Below are 25,042 nucleotides of genomic sequence, written 5' to 3' on the forward strand. Positions count from 1 at the left end.
GGCGGCGCGCGGTACAGCGGCCGATTGGTCGGATTGATGCCTTGCACGGTCATCCAGCCCATCGTTCGATCATCCAGCCCGCCGTGCCAAAGATCGGGCAGACTGGCACAGCCGTTCGTGAACGGGCCGCCGCCCCAATAGTCTTTTTCGTTGAGAAAGATCTTGTCGCCGTACTCCTTCAATTCCGCAGCTGTCGCGCGATAGCCCCAGCGGAAATGAATGACGGGCGAGAACGACGGCTCGGGCTTGATGTAGTTTCCGGACCAGAGCTTCGGATTGAGAAACCCATCCGGCGTCACACTCTCCGTGTACTTCGCGGGCGTCAGTTGTCCGGCATCGATACCGTGATACATCATCTGATCGTCCAGACGTCCGAGCCTGCGATTCAGGCCTTTGCACAGCCCTTCCTCCGACGCCTCGAACCATTCGCCTTCGGAATTCACCCCATGCACGAAGATCACGATACCGGGCAAGGGCAATTGCTTGATGCAGATGAGCGGCGTGTTCTTCGCAAACATCGTCACGCCTTCGCCCCGGCCGACGACGATCGGCGGCGGTGCCGGCCGCGACACAGCTACGTCGTCAGCATTAACTTTCGCCGCAGGTTGGTCGCGATGAGCAGTCGCCATCAGCGGCGGGTCAAGAAATGAATCAGTCATGCAGTTTCCTTCGCGATCCTATGTATTGTTTTTGATGAACTGCACCGCCAGTCTCTCGAACTGGTCAGCATCGACAGCCGGAAGTTGGCCGGCCGCATCGCTCGACAAGTTCGATAGCGGTCCGGACGGCCTTTTGATCTCGCCCTCGAATCCCGCAGCCGCGTTGCCGTCGGTGGATCGGACCAGCTTCGGTACTCGGCCAAGCGTGTCCTGACCAAACTTCGGCATATCCGCACTCATGCTCGCAGGCCCGTCCCACACATGCCCCGCCGACTTCACCGTGAATGTCCCCGGACATCCCAGTTCGATATCCCCGCCGCGCAGCTTGAGATACGCGCCACCGGACGTGACGAACACGACTTCATCGCTCGCCGTGCCGACGAGGTTTCCGCCACTGGCCGTCAACTGAAGGTTCTTCGCCGAATCGACTTGCGTATCGTCGTGCTGCGATTGAATCGTGACCTTCCCTCGATTCGCGATCGCCGACACGCCGTCGCTGTGCGCGAACATCGCGACGCCACGACCGGCATGCAGCTTGATGCGCTCGCCGCTGCTGACCTGAACGTGTTGCTGCGCGATCTGATCGATGTTCTCGCCCGCATACATGACGTGCGTTCTGGGCGTGACGTTGAGCGACCCCGACTGCGCGCCGAACGCGATCAACGCGGGCGCATCGCCGGTCGCACCGGGCCGCGCACCGTCAGGCGTCCAGTTGCGGAACGCATCGGCGACGTTGCCCTGACCGGCGGTATCGGCCGACTGTCCGCCATGCTCGCCGGCATAGTCGCCGAGCGATTTGAACAGCGCCGTGCATTCGTCGAGCAGCCGAATCAGTTCGTCTCGATCGAGCTGACCGCCGGTGGCCCGTGTGCGCGCATAGGTCGACAACAGGATGCCCTGCGCCGCGCGCAGAGCCGCGGCGGCGTCGGTGCGCAGCTCGGCACCTTCGCCGCGATCTTTCCCGTGTCCGCTTTCGCGCGGCTGCGTCAGATAGCCGAGATTCAGTTGGGTATGCGCATGTTCGCTCGCCAGCTGCGCCGAGATTTGCGACGGCGTATCGTCGAGACGAAGCTGGTTGTATCGCCGGCCGTTGATTTCCTTGGTCTTGATGCCCGACAGGAAGCGGTTGCCGGGGAGCGCGCCCGTATGGGTGAACGTCACGGGCGGGTTCGCGCCGTTGCTCAGCACGCCGATGATGACGAGCCGGTCCGGATCGCCGGACAGACATCCCAGCAGCACTTCCATGCCGACGCGCGGCAGGAAGAGCGCGCCGAAGTTGCCGCCGGCGAGGCTTGTACCGACGCGAATCGGCGCACTGTCGCCGGCCCGGCCGTTCGTTCCGGCGCCTTGCGCGTGCGCGTGATCGGCCGGATCGTGCCCGTGGATCAGCACGCGCACGCGGCCGGCCCCGTCGCAAAACACTTCCTCGCCCTGCGCGCCGACGATCGTGCCGGTCAGCAGGTGCACCGGCGGTACGTCGACCTTCGGATCATAGGCGGGCTTGAGCGGCACGCCGCGGCGCACGCACGTGAAACGGTTTTCATAGCGCGTGTCGGTTTGCTCCGGCAGATCGACAGGTGCCGGCGCAGCCGTTTGCGCGAGGTTCCGGCTCGCCGCGAACAATGTGTGCGCGCGGCCCGCGAGCGGCTTCGGCAGGTTGTTCCAGATATCGTGCCGAACCGACGTGACGACGAACTGGCGACGATCGGCCGGCCGCATGTCCAGCTCCGGGTCGCCCGTCAGCGTGAACCAGTGGCCGACGGGCAGGTCGCGTACGCTGCTGATTCCGTCGTAACGCTCGGCTTCGAACTGATGCGCCAGTATCCGGTCGCGCGTGATGCGATCGTGATCGCGCCATGAGTCGCCGACGTGCGGGATGTCGATCGCGACGTCCGTCAGCAGGCGCGCAAGGTCGTTCCCGGCTTCGCCCTGGTCAAGGTCCGTGACAGCGGTGGAGTCATCTGCACGGGCTGGCTTGTAGTCCCAGGACGCGCGGCGGACCTGGCCGGGAGACACGCTCTGGCAGTGCGCAAAAAGCGTCACCGTGTCGCGTTGTTCGGTTCCGGCGTCGCGCGGGTGAAGCCGCAGCGTACCGGCCGGCGCTTCCTTCAGGCGATGCGGGTCGTCGCAGAACACGAGCGTATGAATCGGCCACGCGTCGTTCATGCCGCGCGCGCCTCCGGCCGGCTCGGCCTTCGCGAAGACCGTGATGCCTTCCCGGCGCAGCAGACGCCGGATGAAACGAGCGTCCGACTCGTTGACCTGCCGCGTGAGTTCGCGCACCGGATAGCGATCGGCCTGCAAGCCGGACAGGTCGAAATCGAATGCGCGCGCGAGTGCGTGGCTGCGCAGTTTCCACTCGTTCATCAGCGTCGCGAGAATCTCCGTCACGTGGCGCGATCGGAATACGCGGGCGTTGGTGCGACGGTCCATCAACGACAGCGCGTCACACACGTGCAATTGATAGACGGTCAGTTCGCCGTCGGATTGACCGGTTCGCACTTCACGCACGATCGCATTGATCGCGCGCGTACTGCCGCGGTCCGTCGTCAGCCGGACCGATACGGGCAGGCCGAGAAACAGCGTCGGCGACAGATGATCGTGGCTCGACACGCAGGTCAGCTCGCCGTCGATGCCGGACATCAGGCCTTCGCGGATATCGGCGTGATGGAGCGCAAGCAAGTGGCCGACCGCGCGCTGCGCCCGGCCGAAATGGAGATCGACGGGTCGCGAGTTCCCGTCGGTCAGACTGGACGCAAATTCCCGAAATGTTCTTGCTATCGACATCGCCATAATCTCATTGCTTTTTTATTGATTAGGATTTGTTTGAAATGTGGTCCTGTTTGAATTGAAAAAATCGGATCGAAAATTCGCGTCGAGAATATCAAGCTTGTCGGTCTCGATAAATGTATTTTTGTTTTTGTCTGGCTGGATGATTGGTTTGAAACGGTATTTTTCTTTTTCGGCGATTCGGATGATTTTGAAAGGTCTCTTATTGATCGGTAAAAAGGGCGGGCGCAAGGTGGTTCTGTCAGATTGTGTGGTTGTCGTGCAGGTCTTTTTATTTAAATAAAATCGATTTATGGATTTCGAAGATAGGATCCGTCTGATATCGAAGAAAATGGCGGCGTATTGCGCTGACGAAAAACGTGTGGACGGATTGCTTCGTGCCTGCTCGGAGCGCATCTGCCGGTTGCCGGTCTCGTCATTCGCCGCATCCTGATCGGCGCGCGGCCGGGCGGCGCGCCGAACCGCGTTCATCGGCCGCGCAAGCGGCGTCGCGTGCGGGCCTCGCTGATGTCTATGAGGGATTCCCCCGTAACCGAGGAAGGAGCGCTGCTTCAACGCTGCCGCCGTTCGCACAGCGCTTCTCCATCGACCTTTCCCGCCTGCCGCACCCGATTATTTGCGTTTCGCGAATGGCGCGTTCGCCGGTTGTTCCATACCCGATCCGCCTGCGCGCACCTATCGTTCGGGCGTCGGCTGATTGAATTCGACGCCTGCAACCGGAACGAAGCCGGACAGGCGGCCGCCACTTCCTCGCGACTCACGTCGCGTCGCACACCCAAGACAACGGACCTGGCCGATGCGCGGACGCCCCGGCGCGCGCAAGCGGACCAATCCACGGAGACAGACATGAAAGCAAACGAGTGGGATACCTCCTATGAGTGGAAGGCGGTGACGCTGCTGGCGCTCGGCTTCGGCCTGGTCGGCCTCGACCGCTGGCTCATCGCGCCGCTGTTCCCTTCGATCATGAAGGACCTGCACCTGAGCGCGCAGGACGTCGGCAACTGCATCGGCGTGCTCGGCCTGTCGTGGGGCATCTTCGCGGCGCTGATGGGCGGCATCTCCGACAAGGTCGGCCGCCGCAAGGTCCTGATCCCCGCCATCATCGCGTTCTCGCTGCTGTCCGGCTTCTCGGGCCTCGCGGGCGGCTTGCTCGGCCTGATCGCGATCCGCGGGCTGATGGGCGTCGCCGAAGGCTCGTTCTGCCCGACCAGCTTCGCGGCCACCGCCGACGCGTCGCACCCGCGGCGGCGCGGCCTGAACCTCGGGCTGCAGCAAAGCGGCTTCGCGCTATTCGGGCTGGCGCTGTCGCCGATCATCGCGACCCAACTGCTCAACGTCGTGTCGTGGCGCTGGGTGTTCGCGCTCGTGGCCATTCCCGGGCTGATCCTCGGCGCGATCATGTTCTTCGTGATCCGCGAACCGAAGCGCGCGAAGGAGGTCGTGTCGGAGCACGCGCCGGCGTCGCTCGGCCATGTGCTCAAGAGCCGCAACATCCTCGTCGCGATGGCCGCCCTGTGTTGCGCGATGACCGGCGTGTTCGTGCTCGGCGCGCTGCTGCCGCTGTACCTGACGGATTACCTTGCGCTCGGCACGCAGAAGATGGGCCTCGTGGTGTCGGCGATCGGCTTCGGCGGCTTTCTCGGGCAGTTCGGGCTGCCGGGGCTGTCCGACGTGGTGGGCCGCCGCCTCGCGAGCATCGCGGGCTTCGCCGGCACGGCGGTGATGCTCTACATCTTCCGCGGCCTCGGCCCGCAACCGGTCGTGCTGTTCGTTGTCCTGTTCGTCGCGTCGTTCTTCACGCTCGGGCTGGTGTCGCTGCTGTCGGGCCCCGTCGCGACCGAAGCCGCGCCCGTCGGCCTCGTGTCGACGTCGATCGGCGTGGTGGTCGGTTGCGGCGAGATCTTCGGCGGCGGCATCGCGCCGGCGATGGGCGGCTACGTCGCCGCGCACTTCGGGATCCAGAACATTCTGTGGCTGCCGATGGGGGCGGTGCTGCTCGGCATCGTGGTCAGCATGCTGCTGCGGGAGACGGCCCCGGCCGTGTTGCAGCGCCGCGTAGGCGTGCAGCCGGAGCTGTCGGCGGGCAAGCAGCCGTAACGTGCCCCGCGGTCATGCGCGCAGCCGGCGGGATTGACACCCGTCAGGTGACAGTGTGACGCGTTCGGCGTGACCCACCCGGCCGGCAGGTGCGGTTAGACTGCCGGTTTGGCTTTCGGGAAAGGTGCGGCATGGACCGGTTTCTGAGCATCGAGGCGTTCGTCAGGGTCGCGGAGGCGAGCAGCTTCGCGGAAGCGGCGCGGCAGCTTGGGGTCACCAGTTCGGTCGTGACGAACCGCATCCAGCAACTGGAGAAGTTCGTCAACGCGCCGCTGTTCCATCGCAGCACGCGCCACGTGCGGCTGTCCGAAGTGGGCGAGACCTTCTACCGCGAATGCGCGGAAGTCGTGGGGCGCGTCAACGAGCTGACCGACCAGATGCGCGAGCTGCGCGCGACGCCGACCGGGCGGCTGCGCATCCAGATGCTGCCCGGCTTCGCGCTCGATCACTTCGGCGTGCCGCTCGCCGAATTCAATCGCCGCTATCCGGGCATCCAGCTCGACATCATCGTCAATGACCGTGTCGTGGACCCTGTCGAAGAAGGGTTCGACATCGCGTTCCAGATCTTTCCGCCGATATCCGAGTCGCTGATCGAGCGGCGCCTGTTCGTGGTCCGACGCCTGTTCTGCGCGTCGCCGGCCTACCTCGACGCGCATGGTGCGCCACAACATCCGCGCGAATTGCTGCAGCACACCACGGCGCTGTATTCGGGTTATCCATCACGCAACCGCTGGACGCTGACACGCGGCGACGAGGTCGTCGAAATGGAGCTGCCGGGCATGATCCGGTCGAACTCCGTGCACCTGCTGCGCGAGTACGCGCTGACGGGCGGCGGCGTCGTGTGCCTGCCCACGCTGGTCGCGAGCGACGCGCTCGTCGCGGGCCGGCTGGTGCCCATCCTCACCGACTTCCAGATCGCGCCGCTGAGCTTCGCCGCCGTTTATCCCGCAACGCAGCGACAGGCGTTGAAGGTGAAGGCGCTGGTCGAATTCCTCGTCGAATACATCGGCGACGAGTCGCCGTGGGATCGCCCGCTGCTGGAGCGCGGCTGGGTTCGTTGAGCGAAGCGATTATTCGCGAAACGCAAATGCCGTAGTCGCGCTCCGTTACCTTGTTGACGGGCGTCGTCGCCCCTAAAGTTGAATCCAACAAGCGGTTCAACTCAGGAGACAGCAATGACCGACACGGCATTCCACACCGTCTTTGGCTCGCTCGACGGCTACACGAAGGGCGAGATCGAAATCACCAGCGGCAGCGCAAAACACTACGCGTTCTCGAACGTCTTCGAGATCGCATCGAAGTCGGCCCCCTACGAAAAGGTCGTCGCCGGCAAGAACCTCGAATACGTGATCGAAGTGCTGCGCACCGAAGGCCAGTCGCCGTGGTTCGCGTGCGCGCACGACGAGTTCGCGATCCAGATGGACGGCGAAGTCCGCATCGACTTCATCAAGCTCGACAACCCGCCCGCCACCGGCCGCGGCACCGTGAACGCCGGCACGCAGCCGGCGGGCCGCGAGATGGGCTACGTCGTGCTGCGCAAGGGCCACCAGGCACTGCTGCCGGCCGGCTGCGCGTATCGCTTCACCGCCAGCAAGCCGGGCGTCGCGCTCGTGCAGACCGTGCTCGGCGAGCTGTCCGTCGAGAAGTGGGCCGACATCTGCCTGCACTGATCGATTCGATCGCGAAGATTCAACTATTCCAGGAGACACGTTATGGCCACCCTCGAGACCCTCGATCTTTCCGCAGGCTTCGGCGCCGATCTGGTGCAGGCCACGCAAGCCGATGCCGTCACCGGTTACCGCCGCTTCCACCTCGGTGAATTCGCGTTCCAGCGCGACGAGTATTTCGTGAAAATCAGCTGGCCGGCGAAAGGCCAGACCCGCACGCACGCGATCCCCGCGGACGCATTCCTGCGCGCGATGATGCGCGACGTCGCGTGGGGCTTCTTCTACGGCTGGGTGAATTTCGATCACGTGTTCGGCACGCGCAATCACTACGGCAAGGTCGACGTCTATGCGGGCACGTTCAACGGTATCCTGAAGGAAGCCGGCGTCGACTACACCGAGACGTTCGAAACGCCGACGATCATGGCGACCTTCAAGGCGATGCTGCACGACTGGACCAACGAAGGCTTCGATCCGTTCGCGGCGCCGGAGGAAACCGGCACGGCGTTCGGGCGCAAGCACGGCGAGAACGGCTCCGCGATCGAACGCACGCGGATCGCGACGCGCCGCATGCCGGGCCTCGAAGGCGACTCGCCGCTGCGCGACGATCTGCCGGTCAACCGCGCGTTTCTCGACGTCGCTCAGGACGAGCCGGAAGTGCACGTGAAACCGGGCTTCGAAGGCGAGCTGCACGCGTTCAACCTGTTCAAGTATCTGTCGCGTTCGGACGTGACGTGGAATCCGTCGGTGACCTCCGTGTGCGGGCGCAGCCTGTTCTGCCCGACCACCGAGGAATTCATCCTGCCGGTATTCCACGGCAACGACCGCGTCGAATGGTTCCTGCAACTGTCCGACGAAATCGTGTGGGACATCGGCGACAAGAACACCGGCGCACCGCGCGCGCGCGTCACGATGCGGGCCGGCGACATCTGCGCGATGCCTGCCGACATCCGGCACCAGGGCTACTCGACGAAGCGCTCGATGCTGCTGGTCTGGGAAAACGCGACGCCGAACCTTCCGCAGCGATACGAGAGCGGCGAGCTGGCGCCGTATCCGATCGAGTTCTGAGCCGCGCCGGCTCGCACAAGCACACCATCGAGGACGATTCATGCAAACCCAACTCTTCATCGACGGCCGTTTCGTCGACGCCGTCGAGCGCGGCACGATCGACGTGCTCAATCCGCACGACGGCTCGCTGATCGCGAAGATCGCCGCCGCCACCGCGGCGGACGTGGACCTCGCGGTCGAAGCCGCGACCCGCGCATTCCCGAAGTGGTCGGCGATGCCGGCGGCCGAGCGCGGCCGGCTGCTGCTGCGCCTCGCCGACGCGATCGAAGCCAACGCGGAGGAACTCGCGCAGCTCGAATCGCTGGACACCGGCCACCCGATCCGCGATTCGCGCGCGCTCGACGTGCCGCGCACGGCCGGCTGCTTCCGCTACTTCGGCGGCATGGCCGACAAGCTGCAGGGCTCGGTGATTCCGGTCGAAACCGGCTTCCTGAACTATGTGCAGCGCGCGCCGATCGGCGTCGTCGGCCAGATCGTGCCGTGGAATTTCCCGCTGATGTTCACGAGCTGGAAGATGGGCCCGGCGCTGGCGGCAGGCAACACCGTCGTGCTCAAGCCGTCGGAGATCACGCCGCTGTCGACGCTGCGCATCGTCGAACTGATGGCCGAAGTCGGGTTTCCCGAAGGCGTCGTCAATATCGTTCCCGGCTACGGTCATACGGCCGGCCAGCGTCTCGCCGAACACCCCGGTGTCGGGAAGATCGCGTTCACCGGTTCGACGGCGACGGGCCGCCGGATCGTCGAGGCGTCGCAGGGCAACCTGAAGCGCGTGCAGCTGGAACTCGGCGGCAAGGGCGCGAACATCGTGTTCGACGACGCCAACCTCGACGCCGCCATCAACGGCGCCGCGTGGGCGATCTTCCACAACCAGGGGCAGGCGTGCATCGCCGGTTCGCGGCTCGTGCTGCATGAGCGCATCGCCGACGAATTCCTCGAGCGCTTCGTGTCGCTGGCGTCGTCGATCCGCGTCGGCAACCCGCTGGACCCGGACACCGAGATGGGCCCGCTGACGTCGAAGCAGCACCTCGACCGCGTGCTGTCGTTCGTCGACGTCGCGCGCGAGCAGGGCGGCCGCGTGCTCGCAGGCGGCAGCGTGCCGCAGGACGCGGCACTCGCGAACGGCTACTACGTGCGCCCGACCGTCATCGAGGCGAAGAGCGCCGCCGACCGCGTCGCGCAGGAGGAAGTGTTCGGCCCGTTCGTCACCGTGCTGCGCTTCGGCAGCGACGAGGAAGCGCTGGCGATCGCCAACGCGACCGAATACGGGCTCGGCAGCGGCCTCTGGACCAACGATCTCTCCCGCGCGCACAGGATGGCGTCGCGGATCGACGCGGGCATGTGCTGGATCAACTGCTACAAGCGCGTCAATCCGGGCAGCCCGTTCGGCGGCATCGGCAAGTCGGGCTACGGCCGCGAGATGGGTTTCGAGGCGATGCACGACTACACGGAGGCGCGCTCGGTGTGGGTCAACGTCGACGGCAAGGTGCCGCCGCACTTCAAGCGCTGAGGCCGAGATGGAGCGCTTCGTCTATCAGGGAACGCCGTCCCGCGTCGTGTTCGAATGGGGCGCGCTCGAACGGCTGCCGGACGAGTTGTCCGCGCTCGGCGCGCAGCGGGCGCTGATTCTGTCGACGCCCGAGCAGCAGCCGCTCGCCGAACGCGTCCGGGCCGTGCTCGGCGAGCGCGCGGCTGGCGTGTGCGCGCAGGCCGTGATGCACGTGCCGGTCGAGGTGGCGCGGGCCGCGCGCGAGATGGCCGCCGAGCTGGGCGCGGACTGCTGCATCGCGATCGGCGGCGGCTCGACGATCGGCCTTGGCAAGGCGATCGCGCTCGAGTCGTCGCTGCCGATCCTCGCCGTGCCGACGACTTACGCGGGCTCGGAGATGACGCCGATTTTCGGGCTCACGGAAGGCCGGCTCAAGCGCACCGGACGCGATGCGCGCGTGTTGCCGCGTACGGTGCTGTATGACCCGTCCCTGACGCTGTCGCTGCCGCCGGGGATTTCCGCGGCGTCGGGCGTCAATGCGATGGCGCATGCGGTCGAGGCGCTCTACGCTGAAGATGCGAACCCGGTGATCAGCCTGATGGCCGAGGAGTCGATTCGTGCGCTCGGCGAAGCGCTGCCGGCGATCGTGCGCGCGCCTGACGATCGCGAGATGCGCAGCCGCGCGCTGTACGGCGCATGGCTCGCCGGAACGTGCCTGGGTGCGGTCGGCATGGCGCTGCATCACAAGCTCTGTCATACGCTCGGCGGCACCTTCAACCTGCCGCACGCACAGACGCACGCCGCGATGCTGCCGCATACCGCGCACTACAACCATGCGGCGGCGCCCGACGCGCTGCGCCGCGTCGCGCGGGCGCTGGGCGGCACCGACGCGGCCGACGCCGGCCCGTTGCTGTTCCGGTTGAACCGGCAACTGGGCTTGTCGGCGGCGCTGGCCGACATCGGAATGCCGGAAGCGGGCCTCGACGAAGCCGCCGACCTCGCGTGCCGGAACCCGTACGCGAATCCGCGGCCGATCGAGCGCGCGCCGATCCGCGAGTTGCTTCAGCATGCGTGGGAAGGGCGCGAGCCGCAGTGAGCGGCCGGCTGCATACAAAGGAGACGAACGTGACGAATGATCATCATGATGACGGCGACACGCGGTTGACCGAGCAGGTCGTCGCCAGCTTCGACGGTACGCCGAACCCGCGCTTGCGCGTGCTGATGCAGAGCCTCGTGCGGCACCTGCATGCGTTCGTCCGCGAAACGGAGCTGACCGAGGCCGAGTGGATGGCCGCGATTCGCTTCCTGACCGAAACCGGGCAGATGTGCGACGACGTGGTGCGCCAGGAATTCATCCTGCTGTCGGACACGCTCGGCGTGTCGATGCTGGTCGATGCGATCAACCATCGCTTCGCCACCGGCGCGACGGAAACGACCGTGTTCGGCCCGTTCTACATCGAGGGCATGCCCGAGCGCGCGTATGGCGAGAACATGGCGTTCACGCCCGGCACGCCGGTCGTCGTGCATGGCCGCGTGCTCACTACCGACGGCGCGCCGGTTCAGGGCGCCGTGCTCGACGTCTGGCAGACCGCCGAGAACGGCATGTATTCCGGGCAGGATACGGCGCAGCCGCACGGCAACCTGCGCGGCCGCTACCGGACCGATGCCGAAGGTCGTTACGCGATCACGACGATCCTGCCGGTCAGCTATCCGATTCCGACCGACGGCCCGGTCGGGAAGATGCTCGATGCGACCGGCCGCCATCCGTGGCGGCCCGCGCACCTGCATTTCATGATCGACGCGCCGGGTTATCGCAAGCTCGTCACGCATCTGTTCGACGAGAATGACGCGTATCTGCAGTCGGATGCCGTCTTCGGCGTGAAGCCGTCGCTGATGGTCGCCTATCGCCCGCGTGCGGCGGGTGACGAGCTCGCGCGCCGGGTCGGCTTGAGCGGCCCGTATCGCGAGGCGACGTACGACTTCGTGCTCGACCGGAGCTGACCGACATGGCGCGATTCTTTGCGGTGTTTGCGACGGACCAGCCCGGGATGCGCGAGGTGCGCGACCGCGTGCGGGCGACGCATCGGACCTACCTACGTTCCGCCGCGCAGCACGGCGTGTATGTGCGGCTCGGCGGGCCGACGCTCGATCCGCAGGGCGATGCGATGAACGGCACGCTGCTCGTCGTCGAGGCGGACGACATCGATGCGGTGATGCAGTTCGTCGGAAACGATCCGTATGTGAAGGAAGGGCTGTTCTCGCGGGTCGAGGTGCGTCCGTGGGACTGGAGCCTCGGCAATCCCGAGCGGAGAGCGTGAGTCATGGGTGCCACGCAACTCTGTCGCTTCGCCGATGTGCCGGATGGTGGCGCGCGGGTCGTCGATGAGGCGCGCATCGGACGTCCCGTCATCGTCGTGCGGCGCGGGGAGCAGGTGTGGGCTTACGTGAATCGTTGCCCGCATTTCTCGGTTCCGCTCGATTTCGTGCCGGGCAGCGTTTCCTGTTATCGATCCCAGGTGCTGATGTGCGCGCATCACAGTGCGCTGTTCCGGTTCGACGACGGTGTGTGTATCGACGGGCCGTGCTCGGGTGCCGGGCTGGAAGCCGTGGCCGTCGAGGTGGATGCGGCGGCGTGGGTGATTTGCCGGAGCGCCTGAATCGGCGGACGGGCCGATTGCACCAGGCTGGATGAAATCGGAAGTGCGCGGGATTTCATTCGTTTCAGTCAATAAGTAAAGCTAAGTAAATCTCATTATGCCGGACCGGATGCAAGCCTGATCCGGCGGGAAGGTGTTGTTTCACGAAGCATGAGCGGATCGTTCGCGACGTGGCGGGCGACCGGCTCGAATTTCAAAAAAAGACGGAGACGCAATGAAGCTCAGGTTTGGAGTATTCGCGATGCTGGCCATCGCGCAGGGTGCGTACGCACAGAGCAGCGTGACCATGTTCGGTTTGATCGACAGCGGCATCTCGTACGTCAGCAACGAGGGCGGCGGGAAGAACGTCAAGTTCGACGACGGCATCTTCACGCCGAACCTGTTCGGCTTTCGCGGCACGGAAGATCTCAGCGGTGGATATCACGCGACGTTCGCGCTCGTGAACCAGTTCTCGATGGCGAACGGGAGCATCATCGGGACCGGGATCTTCGGACGTAATGCATACGTGGGCATCGAGAGCGACCGGTTCGGCAGCGTCAGGCTCGGGAATCAGTACGACTTCATGGTCGATTCGCTGTTTGCGAAGGGGAATGCGATCTCGATGGACATCTCGGGGCTGTACGGATTCAGGAATGGCCCGTTCCAGCGTCTCGCGCTACCCGGTAACCCGACCGGCGCGTTCGACTGGGATCGCACGGCAGGCAGCAAGCCAGTCGCGAACTCGGTCAAATACAGTTCGCCGACGATTGCAGGGTTGTCGGGCGGCGTGATGTATGCGTTCGGCGGCGTGGCCGGTTCCATCGGCGCGGACAATGCCGTGAGCGCGGGCTTGAACTACGAAGTCGGCGCGCTCGGCATCGGTGCCGCATATACGAACGAGAAGTACGGCCCGGCGCCCGGCACGCCGTCGACCAGCGTGCGCAACTGGGGTGTCGGGATGCACTACGACTTCGGTGCGGTGAGCGCGAAGGCACTCCTGACCACCGTGCACAATTCGTTCAACGACGCCGGCGTGTGGATGGCCGAGGCCGGCGGCGTGTGGCGCATCAGGCCGGACGTGTTTCTCGGCGCGAAGTACATGTACATGAAGGGCAACGAAGCCGTGAACGACAACCATGCGCATCAGGTCAGCGTCGCGCTTCAATACCTGTTCACGAAGCGGACGATGGTCTACGTGTCCGCCGATTATCAACGCGCGAACAGCGGCGCGAACGCGCAGATCAACGGCGTGCTCGATCCGAACGGGGCGTCGAGTTCAGCGAGTCAGGCGGTGGCGCGCGTCGGCCTGCATACGATGTTCTGATGGCGCGGCGGGCGGGACCGGCGTCGCGGTTCGCCCGCCAACCGGCTACCGCGCCGCTGCGGCCGCCTCCTTGGCCTTGTCCTGTTCCGCCGCCAGCGCCGCATCCGCCGCCTGCGCGCGCTGGATCGCCGGGCGCGCCAGCACGCAATCGATGTACGCGCGAATGCGCGGCGTTTCGGGTACCAGCTTGAACATCGTCGTCCAGTTCAGTGCCGAGCCCCACAGCACGTCGACCGCCGTAAAGCGCTCGCCCAGCAGGTAGGGCCCTTTCGCCAGTTGCGCATCGATCCGCATCATCACGGTATCGAAGTCGCCGTACGGCGACGTCGAGTAGGCCGCGGGCGGGCGATTCATCGAGCGGTCGACGATGGCCGGCTCGAGGCACGAACCATAGAACGTCATCCAGGTCAGATACGGCCCGCGCAGCGCATCGCCCGGCGCCGGCGACAGGCCGGCTTCCGGATACAACTCGGCCGCGTACATGTAGACGGCGGCCTGCTCGCTGACGATCACGTCGCCATGACGCAGTGCGGGAACCTTGCCCAGCGGGTTGATGCCGAGGTAGTCGGCTTCGTGATGTTTGCCGGTGGAGAGGTCGAACGCGTGCAGTTCATAGTCGGCGCTCAGTTCTTCCAGCAGCATCCGCGCGCCGGCCGAGCGGCTGCGCGGGGAGTGGAACAGGGTCAGGTGACGGTCTTGCTGCATCGCGGGCTCCGGTGTGCATTCGGGACAGGTCGACCAATATAGGACGGCCGCGCGGCTTCGTCTTGGAAAAATCCGCTGCGGCGGTGCATCATCACGCAGTCACCTCAACGGTTCGTCACCATGGCCGACTTGCGTCACGTGACCGACACGCCCAAAGGTGTCGTCGGCCCGAAAGCCTTCAATCAGCGCTTCCGCCTGAATCGCTATTACCCCTGTGCCGACCTGGCCGGGGTGCTGGATCACCACTGGATCGTCGAATGGGATCTGCGCGACCAGCCGGCGTATGTGCAGCGCACGCTGCCGTATCCGTGCGTGAATCTGGTGTTCGACCGGCGGCGGACGGGGATCTTCGGCGTGGTGTCGGGGGCGTTCGAGACGACGTTGGCCGGGGCCGGGCGGGTGATCGGCTTGCGGTTCCGGCCGGGCGCGTTTCGGGCGTTCTTCGGCAAGCCGGTGCATTTGTCGACCGACAAGGTGCTGCCGGTGTCGACGCTGCTCGATTGCGGCGACGCGCAAGCCGAAGACGCCGTGCTCGGTGCCGAGGATGACGCCGGGATGGTGGCGGTTGCCGAGGCGCTGCTGTTGCGGGTGCTGCCGCCGGCCGATCCGCAGGTCGAACGTATTCATGGCATCTTGCAGATGCTGCAGCAGGATATCGGGCTCACGCAGGTGCGCGATCTGGCTGAGCGCGCGGGGTTGAGCGAGCGCACGCTGCAGCAACTCTTTTCCGACTATGTGGGCGTGACGCCGAAGTGGGTGATCTGTCGTTATCGCCTGCATGAGGCGGCCGACAAACTCGCCGGCGGCGAGCCGGTCGATCTCGCGGAACTGGCGCAGGCGTTGGGGTATTTCGACCAGGCGCATTTCACGCGCGATTTTCGCAAGCTGGTCGGGAAGGCGCCGGCGGAGTATCGGCGGGAGGATCGGCAGGGTTGAGGTTGCGGATGAGGGGGCGTCGGCCTGCTTTCGGCTGACAATGAACCGGCGAAGGGGCGCTCAGGGCATCGGTGAATTTCAAACAATGGATGCGTTGCCTATCATTCCACCCTATAGTGCTCGTCGTTGACCGATCCGCAAGAAAATCAGGAGCCTTCGTGTTTCATCGGAAATCCAAGTTGGGGCGTTCGAGCTTCGCGTGCGTCGTCGCTTTGACGATGATCCTGGCGCCCGTCGCGGCGCATGCAGAGGCGGAGGCCGTCGACGGCACGACGCACGTCGCGCCTGCTGCCGATCACGACGCGTCGCCCGCACGACCGATCGTCGGCGACGACCCGGTTGCCATTCGGGATGCCCTGAAGAAGCTGCACATCAGCCCCGCGCCGCCTTCCTTGAGCGACCGGGTTCGCGGCCTGGTCTCCGACGCAACCGACCGGTATGCCCCGAATCCCGACCTGGCGGCCGTCGGCCTGGATCGCGACGTGACGTTCGTGGTGCCGGTGCAGTACGGGCTGAGGTACCGGTCGCAGCGGCACCTGTTGACGCTGGACATCGACCTGTTCGACGCGGAGCACGGCGACCGGACGGGCGTCCTGCTCCGGAAGGTCACGAAGGGGCCACGAGGGCGAGGGCTCGTGATCGCCCCCGAAGCGAAAGCGAAAGGGTACATCCAGCAGATCGACATCATCGAACTCGATTCCGGGCATGGGAAAAAGACCACGGTTCGCAGCCGGATGCGGATTTCGCCTGCCGTGTACGCTCAAGCGCATGGCGACTTCGCGCTCGTCTTTTCCGGGCGGCTGGTTCGGCCTTATCTGACCGAGCAAGTCGAGCATGCCGATCCGAGTATCGACGAGCCGACGGACATTACGACCCGGATCTCCAGGTTGCATATGGATATCAATGCGATCTCGCTGGTGAGTCCGTCGAGCGGGGTTGTGTTGGCGAAAAAGCTGAAGTTGTCGAAGTAGGGGTTTTCGTGCGCGGGGCGGGGATACTGACCGGCTTGCGGGGCGCACGCATGCTCAAATTTTGGCGTTGCGCAATCTCAGCGCGTTCGAGATGACCGAGGCTGAGCTCAGGCTCATCGCCAACGCCGCGATCATCGGCGACAGCAGCAGCCCCGTGAACGGGTAAAGTGCCCCGGCCGCCAACGGGACCCCGAGCGCGTTGTAAACGAACGCGAAGCCAAGATTCTGCTTCATGTTCGCGACGGTTGCCTCGGACAGCGCTCGAGCACGCGCGATACCGCGCAAGTCGCCCTTGACGAGCGTCACCTGAGCGCTGCTCATTGCCACATCCGTGCCTGTTCCCATGGCCACGCCAACATCGGCCTTGGCCAGCGCGGGGGCGTCGTTTATGCCGTCGCCAGCCATCGCGACGACATGCCGGGCTTGCTGAAGCCGTGTCACCAGATCGAGCTTGTCGGCAGGCTTCACCTCGCCATGGAATTCGTCGACGCCGAGCTTCCCGGCCACGGCCTTGGCAGTGACCACCCCGTCACCGGTCGCCATCACGACTCGGATACCGTTCTCCTTCAACGTCGAAAGCGCCTCTGGCGTGGTCGCCTTTATCGGGTCAGCGACCGCCAGCAGTCCGGCCAAACTGCCATCGACTGCCAAGTACATGACGCTCGCGCCTTGCGCACGCAGGCTATCCGCCTCCCTGGACAGCGATTCGACGGATACGGCGTCAGTCCGCATCAGCGCGGTGTTGCCAAGTGAAAGTCGCCTGCCAGCGACGACTCCTCTCACGCCGATACCCGTTGCGGATTCGAAATTTTCCGTGCGGTCCAAAGTCAGCTTCTTCTCGCGGGCTGCCGCAACGATGGCTGCAGCAAGCGGATGCTCGCTGCCTTGGTCGAGACTCGCCGCCAGACGAAGCACGTCGTCGGTCGTGTATCCGCTTGTGCCTACGGCCTGCTCGAACGCAGGACGCCCCTCGGTCAGCGTCCCCGTCTTGTCGACAATGAGCACGTCGACCTTGCGCAAATTTTCAATCGCAGCGGCATCGCGAAAGAGAATCCCGGTCGTGGCTCCTTTGCCGCTCGCGACCATGATGGACATGGGCGTCGCAAGGCCCAGCGCGCAGGGGCACGCAATGATGAGCACCGCCACCGCATTGATGAGACCGAATACCCAACTGGGCTCAGGCCCAAAGATGCCCCACACGAGGAAGGTCAGGAGAGCGATGCTGACGACCCCGACGACAAACACCCCGGCCACCTTGTCGGCCATGCGCTGCATGGGCGCACGGGAGCGCTGCGCCTGCGCGACCATCTGCACGATTTGCGACAGGACGGTCTGGGCGCCGACCTTTTCCGAGCGGATGACGAGACTGCCTGTCGCGTTCATCGTTGCGCCGATGACGTGGTCGCCAACGCGCTTCGTGACCGGAATGGGCTCGCCGGTAATCATGGACTCGTCGAGCGAACTCGTGCCGTCCGTCACCACGCCGTCCGCGGGGACTTTCTCGCCCGGCCGCACGCGAAGCAGGTCTCCCACATGAACATGGGACAACGGAATGTCTGCTTCGGAACCGTCCGGGTTGATGCGCCGCGCGGTCTTGGGTGCGAGCCCGAGGAGTGCCTTGATGGCGGCGGACGTTTGCGAGCGGGCCTTCAGTTCGAGCAACTGCCCGAGAAGCGTCAGCGAAATGATGACTGCCGCCGCCTCGAAATACACGCTGACCCGGCCGTGCGCGCTGTACGTTTCGGGAAACACGCCGGGGAAGAGGGTCGCGATGACACTGTAGATATAGGCCGCGCCTGTCCCGAGCCCGATGAGCGTCCACATGTTGGGGCTGCGGTTCATGAATGAGCGCACGCACCGCTCGAAAAACGGCAGGCCTGCCCACAGGACGACCGGCGTAGAGAGGATGAACTCAACCCAGCTTTCGGTGCCGGCGCCCATCAATCGTAGGCGATGGCCAAACATCGCCAGCACGAAAACGATGGCGGTCAGTGGCAACGTCCACCAGAAGCGGCGTCGGAAATCGACCAGTTCCGGATTCTCGCCTTCGTCGACGCTGGGCAGAATCGGTTCCAGCGTCATGCCGCACTTCGGGCATTGCCCGGGATGGTCCTGTCGAATTTCCGGGTGCATCGGGCACGTGTAAATGGTGCCCTCGGGTAGTGCTTGCGGCTGCTCGATGGTCGAAGGCTCAACGTACCTGGACGGCGCTGCCTCGAATTTCGTCAAGCAAGCCTGGCTGCAGAACGCGTACCACTTGCCATTGTGTTCGCGGCGCAAGCGTGACTCATCGGTCACCGTCATTCCGCAGACGGGGTCGCGAAGCGGATCCGTGGAGCGTACGTGTTTGTCCTGGCCATCATGGTGATGAGCAAGCTTGTCGTGTCCATGCCCGGCGAAAGGGGCGTGCTCGTCCGTCTCACGACCGTGACGTTCGTCCGATGACAAGTGCCCGGACATCCTTTGGTGATGAAGCTCGTCTTCGCCGGGTTGGCCGCTCATTTGACGCTCCTTTGCTCACCCGTTCCGTTTCCATTGAGGCTCGTCGCTCTGCGCGTTCGATATTGACGTGACGACCGTGCTGCGACGTGAGTTACCTGTATCGAGGCTAGCTGTTGCCTCGATCTTCTGATTCCCGAGACCGACACTGGCAACATGCAGTTCGGGAGAGAGGTATGGGCGTACGGAATTGCATTAGTTCGGTCCACTCAGGCGGTTGTATAACCACGCAAAGAACAGCACAACCGTGGCTGAAAGCGTCGCGCCAGTCTTGAAGGGTTTCATGGCAGCCCCTCATCCCGGAAGATTGCGATCGAGTTCGGGAGTGCCAGCTACGGGTGAGCCGCCTGAAATCAATGCACTTGAGCCGGGCGTTTCCCAAACAAGCTGGGTACGAAGCGCGGCGTGTGTGCCGCGTATTCACGCCACGCAGTGCCGAACCGCGCCTCCGAATCATGCTCCTCTTGTATGGCTAGTCGAACGTACATGAAAACGAGAATGGGGAACATGGCCAAAGTCACGAGCGTGGGCCATTGGAGCAGGAAACCCAGCATGATCACGACGAACCCGACGTACTGAGGATGCCTGATTTTCGCGTAGGGTCCGGTGGTGGCCAACGCCTTGCCACGCTGAGCTTCATACAGTACGTGCCACGCCGTGGACAGCAAGTAGAAGCCGCCCAGTATGAAGAAGAAGCTGAGGAGATGCGGAAGTCCGCCATGCGGGTCGCCGTGCCTGCCGGTCAAGGTCCACCACAGGTGCCCTGCATCGTGAGATAGCAAATTCGTGTGCGGAAATCGCGTCTGCAACCAGCCCGATAGCAAGTAGACGGTGAGCGGAAACCCGTACATTTCTGCGAATAGCGCGACGATGAAGGCCGAGAATCCACCGAACGTTCGCCAGTCCCGCTTTGTCGCTGGCTTGAAGAAGCTGAACGCGAAGATGATGAAGACGAGAGAATTGATGGCTACGAGGCTCCACAGGCCGTAACCGTCACCGATGCTGGTCATGACCGTCTCCCGAATGAGGGCGCCTGCCGGTCGTTTTCATTCCGTCGTGCCTGTGCCCGTGGTGCATGAACAGATGCATCAGCGGGCACGAGAGCAACAGCAGATATGGCAAGACGCCAAGGAAGTGGGCGCGGTGTTCGGAAAGCAGGAGGAATAGCGCTATTGCAGTGAATGCTACGAGTGCAATGGCTGACCGTGATTTCCAGAACGGCCGGGCACCATGCGAGCTGTCATCCATGGTTGTCTCCCGTTTCGCATCGTCTCACTTCTCGGCCGGATGCTCTTGCGCAGCCTGACGGTCCATCATTGCCTGCATCATCATTTGCATCATATCCATCCGCATTTCCATACTCTCGTGCCGCGACGACATCGGCATACCGGACGAGCGAGCACCCATCATCTCCATCATGCTCATGCCGTTTTGCATGACTTTCATTTGCTCGTCCATCAGGGCGGCGTGTTCTTGAGGCGTCTTCGTGTTCATCATCTTTACATGCATGGCGCGCATGGCCTGCATCTGGTCGTCCGCCTCGCGGTTTGACTTGTTCGGCGCTTTTGCGGCTGCCTTATTCGGATGATGGGCATCGTGAGCTGCATTGTCGGCAGCCACCGGCGTGCCGGCGATTGCAACGGCACTGATCATGCCGAGCGTCGCAATTGCGATTGCGAGTTTGTGCAGGAATGCCATCTTGTTCTCCAGGAGCATGGTTCTTCAGAGCCGGTCGAACCCTGAAACCACTCTATGCTGACGCTCCTTCGATGGCTTGACGTGGCTCAACGAATCACGCGCCGAATTCTTCATATGTAGCGCGGCCGTGGAGCCGACACGCGCCCGAGACGGTGCATCGCTCCGGGCGCGCTCGACAATGCAGCATTGACGTGCATCAACCCTGCGACCGCCGAGCTACTTACGATAGGCAGTGCACCGGTGAGCGGCGGAATGCCGGGAATACAAGGCAGAGGCGCGTCCATGTCGAAAAGTTCTATGGCAATGTCCGCACGGCGCCGTCTGGCCCGCGCACTTCTGACAGGCGCATTGGCGCTGAGCTTGCTGTCTCTCCCAGGGTGCGGCTATAACGCCATCCAGAGCCAGGACGAGCAGGTGAGGGCCAGCTGGTCGGAAGTTCTCAATCAGTATCAACGGCGTGCCGACCTGGTTCCCAACCTCGTCAACACAGTGAAGGGGTACGCGGACCAGGAAAAGGAAGTGCTGGTCCGTGTGACGGAGGCGCGGGCGAAAGTGGGTGAGATTCGCGCCACACCGGAACTCATTGCTGACCCGCAGGCGCTCGCAAAATTCGAAGCCGCGCAAGGACAGCTCACGTCGTCTCTATCACGGCTGCTCGTGGTTTCGGAAAACTATCCGCAATTGAAGTCGGACGCGAATTTCCGGGACCTGCAGGCGCAGCTCGAGGGTACGGAAAATCGTATCGCGGTAGCCCGAAACCGATACATTCGCTCCGTTCAGACGTACAACACGACGATACGTTCGTTCCCGAACAATTTGACTGCAAAGGCCTTCGGCTATCTGGAGCGCCCCAACTTCTCCGTAAGCAACGAAGCTGAAATTTCCAGACCGCCGCGGGTCGACTTCGGCTCGCCGCCGGCCTCTGCAGGCGGGACATCCAATTGAACGTGCTCCGACTGGCGCTGGCCGTCGTTCTAACCTCGTTTCTCCTGGGCGGAGCCGGTGCGCTCGCGGACGTCCCCGTCCCGCCGTTGACGTCGAGAGTCACCGATGAAACTGGAACCCTGACCAGCGACCAGTCGGCCAGCCTCGAGCAGACGTTGAGAGAGTTTGAGGCGAAACGAGGAACGCAGTTTTCAGTTCTCATCGTTCCGACCACGGAGCCCGAAACCATCGAACAGTATTCGATGCGAGTCGTCGAGCAATGGAAGCTCGGCCGCAAGAATGTGGACGACGGCGCGCTCCTGATTGTCGCGAAAAACGACCGAGCGCTTCGAATCGAGGTCGGGTACGGCCTCGAAGGCGTGCTCACCGATGCAGCGAGCAATCGCATCATCAACGAGGCGATCGTTCCGCGGTTCCGAAACGGGGACTTCTACGGTGGCATCACCGCCGGCGTCGACGGCATGATACGCGTCGCCAGCGGCGAGGCGTTGCCGCCACCGCGGCGATTACCTCGGGCAAGCGACGGCGCCGGACGGTTGCTTCCCGTTCTCTTCCTCCTGACGGTCATGGCCGGTGGCCTGCTGCGCGCCATGTTCGGGCGACTGCCCGGCGCCGTCGTGACCGGCGGTGTCGTCGGGGCAATCGCGTGGATCTTATCGCAGGCGCTTTTTGTCGCCATCGCGGCGGGAATGATGGCGCTGCTCTTCACGTTGCTGGGGGGCGGTATGAGAGCCGCTGACGGGCGCTTCATCGATGGTCGCGGCGGGCGTTTCGGCCGTGATTCGAATCGCGACATCTTTCGCGGCGGCGGTGGGGGCTTCGGCGGCGGTGGCGCATCGGGACGGTGGTGAGCATGGACCTGAAACGTCTCTTCCGACATCTTTTCGCGACCCGCTGGCGGGTCGACAAGGCATTTTCACGGCGGACGCTGATCTCGATCGAAGAGGCTGTACGTGCCAGTCATCGCGTGCACGTGGGTCAGGTCAGGTTTGCTGTGGAAGGGGCGCTGCATATCGGCGCGTTGCTGAAGGGCACCTCTGCGAGGGACCGTGCCATCGAGGTTTTCTCGGACCTCCGGGTTTGGGACACGGAGCACAACAACGGCATTCTCATCTATCTGCTCCTTGCGGACCGGGACGTCGAAATTGTCGTGGACCGAGGCATACACGCCAGAGTGGACCAACGCGAATGGGAGGCGATTTGCGAAGCCATGGAGGCTCATTTCCAGCAGGGCGACTATCGGTCAGGTGTTCTGCGAGGTATCGAGCAAGTTACGGAGCTGCTGAAAAAACACTTTCCGATTCACGGTCCGTGGCTCGATGATCTTTCGAGTGCGCCCGTTGTGATATGAGTTCCGAAGCTCGACATCGGTCCTCTTGAACCTGTCCACACCGAGAAAATGTCGACTCCAAAACGCCCCGATTTCGAGGAGCAGATGGCCACCCGAAAAAAGGGGCACTGAAAAAAGCTCCAGCGCCCCTTTTGGCTTTGATGCTGGTTTGCGCTCGTCAGGTAAGGCGCAGCCGGCAGGTAAGCGTCCCGTAACCCAAACCACAACAAGGCCCGTAACCGAAACTAATGGAACTCGGCACAGCCCGGCCCTCCACGATATGCCCTCACTCCACCGTCACCGACTTGGCCAGATTCCTCGGCTTATCAATATCCGTCCCCCGTGCCAACGCCGCGTGATAAGCGAGCAACTGCATCGGCACCGTATGCAGGATCGGCGACAGCGGCCCGTAGTACTCATTGAGTCGAATCACCTCGATCCCCTCACTCGGAACCAACCCGCAGTCCACATCCGCGAACACGAAAAGCCTGCCGTTCCGCGCGCTGACTTCATGCATGTTCGACCTGAGCTTTTCGAGCAGCACGTCATTCGGCGCCACCGCAATCACGGGCATTTCATTACTGACCAACGCCAGCGGCCCATGCTTCAACTCCCCGGCGGGATAAGCCTCCGCGTGGATATACGAAATCTCCTTCATCTTCAGCGCGCCTTCGAGCGCGATCGGATAATGCATCCCGCGGCCGAGAAACAGCATGTTGTCGCGTCGCGCGAGCAACTCCGACCAGCCCATGATCTGCGGCTCCAGCGCGAGCACCTTCGACATCGCATCGGGCAGATGCCGGAGCGCACGCAGATGCGCCTTCTCCTCGTCGTCGCTCAACCGCCCGCGCACCTGCGCCAGTGACAACGTCAGCAAGAACAACGCCACGAGCTGCGTCGTAAAAGCCTTCGTCGACGCCACCCCGATCTCGATCCCCGCACGTGTGACGAACTGCAGCGCGCATTCGCGCAGCAGCGCACTCGTCGCGACGTTGCAGATCGCGAGCGTGTGCAGCATCCCGCGCTGCTTCGCGACATGCACGGCCCCGAGCACGTCAGCCGTCTCGCCGCTCTGCGACACCGCGACGACCAGCGTGCGCGGATTCGGCACGCTGTCGCGATACCGGAACTCGCTCGCGATCTCGACACTCGCCGGCAGCTTCGCGATGCTCTCGATCCAGTACTTCGCGGTCAGCGCTGCGTGATAGCTGCCGCCGCACGCGAGCAGCAACACCGAATCGACGTCGTTGAACGCGCGCCACGCGCCGTCGCCGAACAGCTCCGGCATGATCGACCCGACATCGAGCAGCGTATCGGCCACCGCCTGCGGCTGCTCGAAGATCTCCTTCTGCATGTAATAGCGATGCGATCCGAGATCGGCCGCGCCGCTATGCGCGGCCACCCGCTGCACCGCACGCTCGACGCGCTGGCCGGCCGCATCGACGATCCAGTAGCGATGCAGCTGGATATCGGCAACGTCACCGTTCTCGAGGTAAGCGATCCGATCGGTGATGCCCGACAACGCGATCGCATCCGACGCCAGGAAATTCTCGCCATCCCCGACACCGACGACGAGCGGCATCCCGTCGCGCGCGCCGACGATCCGGTGCGGCTCGTCGCGGCACATCACCGCGATCGCGTAGCTGCCGCGTAGTCGCGCGACCGCGCGGCGCACCGCGTCGAACAGGTCGCCGTCGTACAGGTGATCGATCAGGTGCGCGATTGCCTCGCTGTCGGTCTGGCTCGCGAACACATAACCATGCGCCTGCAGTTCCGCGCGCAGTTGATCGCAGTTCTCGATGATCCCGTTGTGCGACAGCGCGATGCGCGCGTTGTCGTCGCTCGGCGAGAAGTGCGGATGCGCATTGAGCGTGACGGGCGCGCCATGCGTCGCCCAGCGCGTATGCGCAATGCCGGTGTAGCCCGACAGCGCATGCCCGGCGATCTCGCGCTGCAGGTTGGCGACGCGGTCGACGCTGCGCGCGCGGGCCAGCGCGCGATCGCGATAGACCACGACGCCGCACGAGTCGTAGCCGCGGTATTCGAGCCGCTTCAGCCCGTCGACGAGGTTCGGCAGGATGTCCCGCTGGGCAACCGCCCCGACAATTCCACACATAGCGCGCTCCGTAAATGTCCTGTCTGGACCCGTGACAGCGATGGTAGAGGCGCACGAATGGAATTAAATTTCAAAATACATCAACAGATGAAACAAGCGCGCGATCGTCTATCATGTT

Annotated in this window: 23 protein-coding genes and 1 pseudogene; 15 read left to right on the forward strand and 9 right to left on the reverse strand. The window is 63.9% G+C overall.

Annotated features, from left to right (window positions below):
- The 3 genes and pseudogenes from DID99_RS30445 to DID99_RS30455 all read right to left on the reverse strand — a co-directional run.
- Window positions 1-659 (reverse strand): annotated as a pseudogene (locus DID99_RS30445) (hypothetical protein); the annotation flags it as partial.
- A gap of 18 nt (window positions 660-677) precedes the next feature.
- Window positions 678-3,446: a type VI secretion system Vgr family protein gene (locus DID99_RS30450; protein ID WP_124489247.1), complete on the reverse strand. Its 2,769-nt coding sequence runs from the start codon at window positions 3,444-3,446 to the stop codon at window positions 678-680.
- Between the two features lie 21 nt (window positions 3,447-3,467).
- Entirely contained in the window at window positions 3,468-4,004 is a 537-nt protein-coding gene (locus tag DID99_RS30455) for a hypothetical protein (protein ID WP_124492241.1), read from the reverse strand.
- 291 nt (window positions 4,005-4,295) lie between these two features.
- Between DID99_RS30455 and DID99_RS30460 the strand changes: the two genes are divergently transcribed.
- The 10 genes from DID99_RS30460 (at window position 4,296) to DID99_RS30505 (ending at window position 13,724) form a co-directional block, all read left to right on the forward strand.
- Window positions 4,296-5,546, forward strand: a complete 1,251-nt coding sequence (locus tag DID99_RS30460) for an MFS transporter (RefSeq protein ID WP_124489249.1) — start codon at window positions 4,296-4,298, stop codon at window positions 5,544-5,546.
- 131 nt (window positions 5,547-5,677) lie between these two features.
- Complete coding sequence (locus DID99_RS30465; RefSeq protein ID WP_044848336.1) at window positions 5,678-6,607, forward strand: LysR family transcriptional regulator; 930 nt, start codon at window positions 5,678-5,680, stop codon at window positions 6,605-6,607.
- Between the two features lie 114 nt (window positions 6,608-6,721).
- Window positions 6,722-7,216, forward strand: a complete 495-nt coding sequence (locus tag DID99_RS30470; protein ID WP_124523322.1) for a hydroxyquinol 1,2-dioxygenase — start codon at window positions 6,722-6,724, stop codon at window positions 7,214-7,216.
- A gap of 42 nt (window positions 7,217-7,258) precedes the next feature.
- Complete coding sequence (locus DID99_RS30475) at window positions 7,259-8,278, forward strand: hydroxyquinol 1,2-dioxygenase (RefSeq protein ID WP_124489251.1); 1,020 nt, start codon at window positions 7,259-7,261, stop codon at window positions 8,276-8,278.
- Window positions 8,279-8,318: 40 nt separating this feature from the next.
- Complete coding sequence (locus tag DID99_RS30480) at window positions 8,319-9,785, forward strand: aldehyde dehydrogenase family protein (RefSeq protein WP_124489252.1); 1,467 nt, start codon at window positions 8,319-8,321, stop codon at window positions 9,783-9,785.
- Between the two features lie 7 nt (window positions 9,786-9,792).
- Window positions 9,793-10,860, forward strand: a complete 1,068-nt coding sequence (locus DID99_RS30485; RefSeq protein ID WP_044848340.1) for a maleylacetate reductase — start codon at window positions 9,793-9,795, stop codon at window positions 10,858-10,860.
- 29 nt (window positions 10,861-10,889) lie between these two features.
- On the forward strand, window positions 10,890-11,765 hold the full coding sequence (locus DID99_RS30490; protein WP_124489254.1) for an intradiol ring-cleavage dioxygenase: 876 nt from the start codon (window positions 10,890-10,892) through the stop codon (window positions 11,763-11,765).
- Between the two features lie 5 nt (window positions 11,766-11,770).
- Window positions 11,771-12,082, forward strand: coding sequence for a YciI family protein (locus tag DID99_RS30495; protein ID WP_044848341.1), 312 nt, complete (start codon window positions 11,771-11,773; stop codon window positions 12,080-12,082).
- A 3-nt stretch (window positions 12,083-12,085) separates the two neighbouring features.
- Window positions 12,086-12,421, forward strand: a complete 336-nt coding sequence (locus DID99_RS30500) for a Rieske 2Fe-2S domain-containing protein (protein WP_124571446.1) — start codon at window positions 12,086-12,088, stop codon at window positions 12,419-12,421.
- 214 nt (window positions 12,422-12,635) lie between these two features.
- Window positions 12,636-13,724, forward strand: a complete 1,089-nt coding sequence (locus DID99_RS30505) for a porin (protein WP_124668176.1) — start codon at window positions 12,636-12,638, stop codon at window positions 13,722-13,724.
- Window positions 13,725-13,769: 45 nt separating this feature from the next.
- On the opposite strand, the gene DID99_RS30510 is transcribed toward DID99_RS30505, so the two are convergent.
- A complete protein-coding gene (locus DID99_RS30510) occupies window positions 13,770-14,429 on the reverse strand; it encodes a glutathione S-transferase family protein (RefSeq protein ID WP_124668177.1) in 660 nt (219 codons plus the stop codon).
- A 120-nt stretch (window positions 14,430-14,549) separates the two neighbouring features.
- Between DID99_RS30510 and DID99_RS30515 the strand changes: the two genes are divergently transcribed.
- Window positions 14,550-15,365 (forward strand): helix-turn-helix domain-containing protein, encoded by an 816-nt coding sequence (locus DID99_RS30515; RefSeq protein WP_124523328.1) that lies wholly within the window; start codon window positions 14,550-14,552, stop codon window positions 15,363-15,365.
- A 158-nt stretch (window positions 15,366-15,523) separates the two neighbouring features.
- A complete protein-coding gene (locus DID99_RS30520) occupies window positions 15,524-16,336 on the forward strand; it encodes a hypothetical protein (RefSeq protein ID WP_124523329.1) in 813 nt (270 codons plus the stop codon).
- A 54-nt stretch (window positions 16,337-16,390) separates the two neighbouring features.
- Here DID99_RS30520 and DID99_RS30525 read toward each other — a convergent pair whose 3' ends face one another.
- The 4 genes from DID99_RS30525 to DID99_RS38035 form a co-directional block, all read right to left on the reverse strand.
- Window positions 16,391-18,838: a heavy metal translocating P-type ATPase gene (locus DID99_RS30525; RefSeq protein WP_260439283.1), complete on the reverse strand. Its 2,448-nt coding sequence runs from the start codon at window positions 18,836-18,838 to the stop codon at window positions 16,391-16,393.
- A 350-nt stretch (window positions 18,839-19,188) separates the two neighbouring features.
- On the reverse strand, window positions 19,189-19,845 hold the full coding sequence (locus tag DID99_RS30530; RefSeq protein WP_124523331.1) for an isoprenylcysteine carboxylmethyltransferase family protein: 657 nt from the start codon (window positions 19,843-19,845) through the stop codon (window positions 19,189-19,191).
- Window positions 19,829-20,083 (reverse strand): DUF2933 domain-containing protein, encoded by a 255-nt coding sequence (locus DID99_RS30535; protein ID WP_124668178.1) that lies wholly within the window; start codon window positions 20,081-20,083, stop codon window positions 19,829-19,831. The genes DID99_RS30530 and DID99_RS30535 overlap by 17 nt, the downstream gene beginning before the upstream one ends.
- 24 nt (window positions 20,084-20,107) lie before the next feature.
- Window positions 20,108-20,533: a hypothetical protein gene (locus DID99_RS38035; RefSeq protein ID WP_124668179.1), complete on the reverse strand. Its 426-nt coding sequence runs from the start codon at window positions 20,531-20,533 to the stop codon at window positions 20,108-20,110.
- Between the two features lie 297 nt (window positions 20,534-20,830).
- Here DID99_RS38035 and DID99_RS30545 point away from each other — a divergent pair, with 297 nt between their 5' ends.
- Genes DID99_RS30545 through DID99_RS30555 form a run of 3 tightly spaced genes read left to right on the forward strand, consistent with a single transcriptional unit; the run spans window position 20,831 to window position 22,829 of the window.
- The gene (locus DID99_RS30545) at window positions 20,831-21,478 is read left to right on the forward strand and encodes a LemA family protein (RefSeq protein WP_409362715.1); all 648 of its coding nucleotides are present in this window, start codon (window positions 20,831-20,833) and stop codon (window positions 21,476-21,478) included.
- Window positions 21,475-22,329 (forward strand): YgcG family protein, encoded by an 855-nt coding sequence (locus tag DID99_RS30550; RefSeq protein ID WP_124668181.1) that lies wholly within the window; start codon window positions 21,475-21,477, stop codon window positions 22,327-22,329. Before DID99_RS30545 ends, DID99_RS30550 begins: the two co-directional genes overlap by 4 nt.
- 2 nt (window positions 22,330-22,331) lie before the next feature.
- Entirely contained in the window at window positions 22,332-22,829 is a 498-nt protein-coding gene (locus DID99_RS30555) for a TPM domain-containing protein (protein WP_124523338.1), read from the forward strand.
- Window positions 22,830-23,094: 265 nt separating this feature from the next.
- Here DID99_RS30555 and glmS read toward each other — a convergent pair whose 3' ends face one another.
- Window positions 23,095-24,924 (reverse strand): glutamine--fructose-6-phosphate transaminase (isomerizing), encoded by a 1,830-nt coding sequence (gene glmS / locus DID99_RS30560; RefSeq protein ID WP_124668182.1) that lies wholly within the window; start codon window positions 24,922-24,924, stop codon window positions 23,095-23,097.
- Window positions 24,925-25,042: the final 118 nt, after the last annotated feature.

Source organism: Burkholderia sp. Bp8986, assembly GCF_003854225.1.
GTDB lineage: Bacteria > Pseudomonadota > Gammaproteobacteria > Burkholderiales > Burkholderiaceae > Burkholderia.

Coding starts and splice junctions, on each gene's coding strand:
- DID99_RS30535 (WP_124668178.1), bottom strand. CDS start 20,083: ATGGATGACAGCTCGCATGGTGCCCGGCCGTTCTGGAAATCACGGTCA.
- DID99_RS30475 (WP_124489251.1), top strand. CDS start 7,259: ATGGCCACCCTCGAGACCCTCGATCTTTCCGCAGGCTTCGGCGCCGAT.
- DID99_RS30525 (WP_260439283.1), bottom strand. CDS start 18,838: ATGAGCGGCCAACCCGGCGAAGACGAGCTTCATCACCAAAGGATGTCC.
- DID99_RS30545 (WP_409362715.1), top strand. CDS start 20,831: ATGGCAATGTCCGCACGGCGCCGTCTGGCCCGCGCACTTCTGACAGGC.
- DID99_RS30505 (WP_124668176.1), top strand. CDS start 12,636: ATGAAGCTCAGGTTTGGAGTATTCGCGATGCTGGCCATCGCGCAGGGT.
- glmS (WP_124668182.1), bottom strand. CDS start 24,924: ATGTGTGGAATTGTCGGGGCGGTTGCCCAGCGGGACATCCTGCCGAAC.
- DID99_RS30555 (WP_124523338.1), top strand. CDS start 22,332: ATGGACCTGAAACGTCTCTTCCGACATCTTTTCGCGACCCGCTGGCGG.
- DID99_RS38035 (WP_124668179.1), bottom strand. CDS start 20,533: ATGGCATTCCTGCACAAACTCGCAATCGCAATTGCGACGCTCGGCATG.
- DID99_RS30485 (WP_044848340.1), top strand. CDS start 9,793: ATGGAGCGCTTCGTCTATCAGGGAACGCCGTCCCGCGTCGTGTTCGAA.
- DID99_RS30530 (WP_124523331.1), bottom strand. CDS start 19,845: ATGACCAGCATCGGTGACGGTTACGGCCTGTGGAGCCTCGTAGCCATC.
- DID99_RS30515 (WP_124523328.1), top strand. CDS start 14,550: ATGGCCGACTTGCGTCACGTGACCGACACGCCCAAAGGTGTCGTCGGC.
- DID99_RS30500 (WP_124571446.1), top strand. CDS start 12,086: ATGGGTGCCACGCAACTCTGTCGCTTCGCCGATGTGCCGGATGGTGGC.
- DID99_RS30495 (WP_044848341.1), top strand. CDS start 11,771: ATGGCGCGATTCTTTGCGGTGTTTGCGACGGACCAGCCCGGGATGCGC.
- DID99_RS30480 (WP_124489252.1), top strand. CDS start 8,319: ATGCAAACCCAACTCTTCATCGACGGCCGTTTCGTCGACGCCGTCGAG.
- DID99_RS30465 (WP_044848336.1), top strand. CDS start 5,678: ATGGACCGGTTTCTGAGCATCGAGGCGTTCGTCAGGGTCGCGGAGGCG.
- DID99_RS30450 (WP_124489247.1), bottom strand. CDS start 3,446: ATGTCGATAGCAAGAACATTTCGGGAATTTGCGTCCAGTCTGACCGAC.
- DID99_RS30470 (WP_124523322.1), top strand. CDS start 6,722: ATGACCGACACGGCATTCCACACCGTCTTTGGCTCGCTCGACGGCTAC.
- DID99_RS30510 (WP_124668177.1), bottom strand. CDS start 14,429: ATGCAGCAAGACCGTCACCTGACCCTGTTCCACTCCCCGCGCAGCCGC.
- DID99_RS30460 (WP_124489249.1), top strand. CDS start 4,296: ATGAAAGCAAACGAGTGGGATACCTCCTATGAGTGGAAGGCGGTGACG.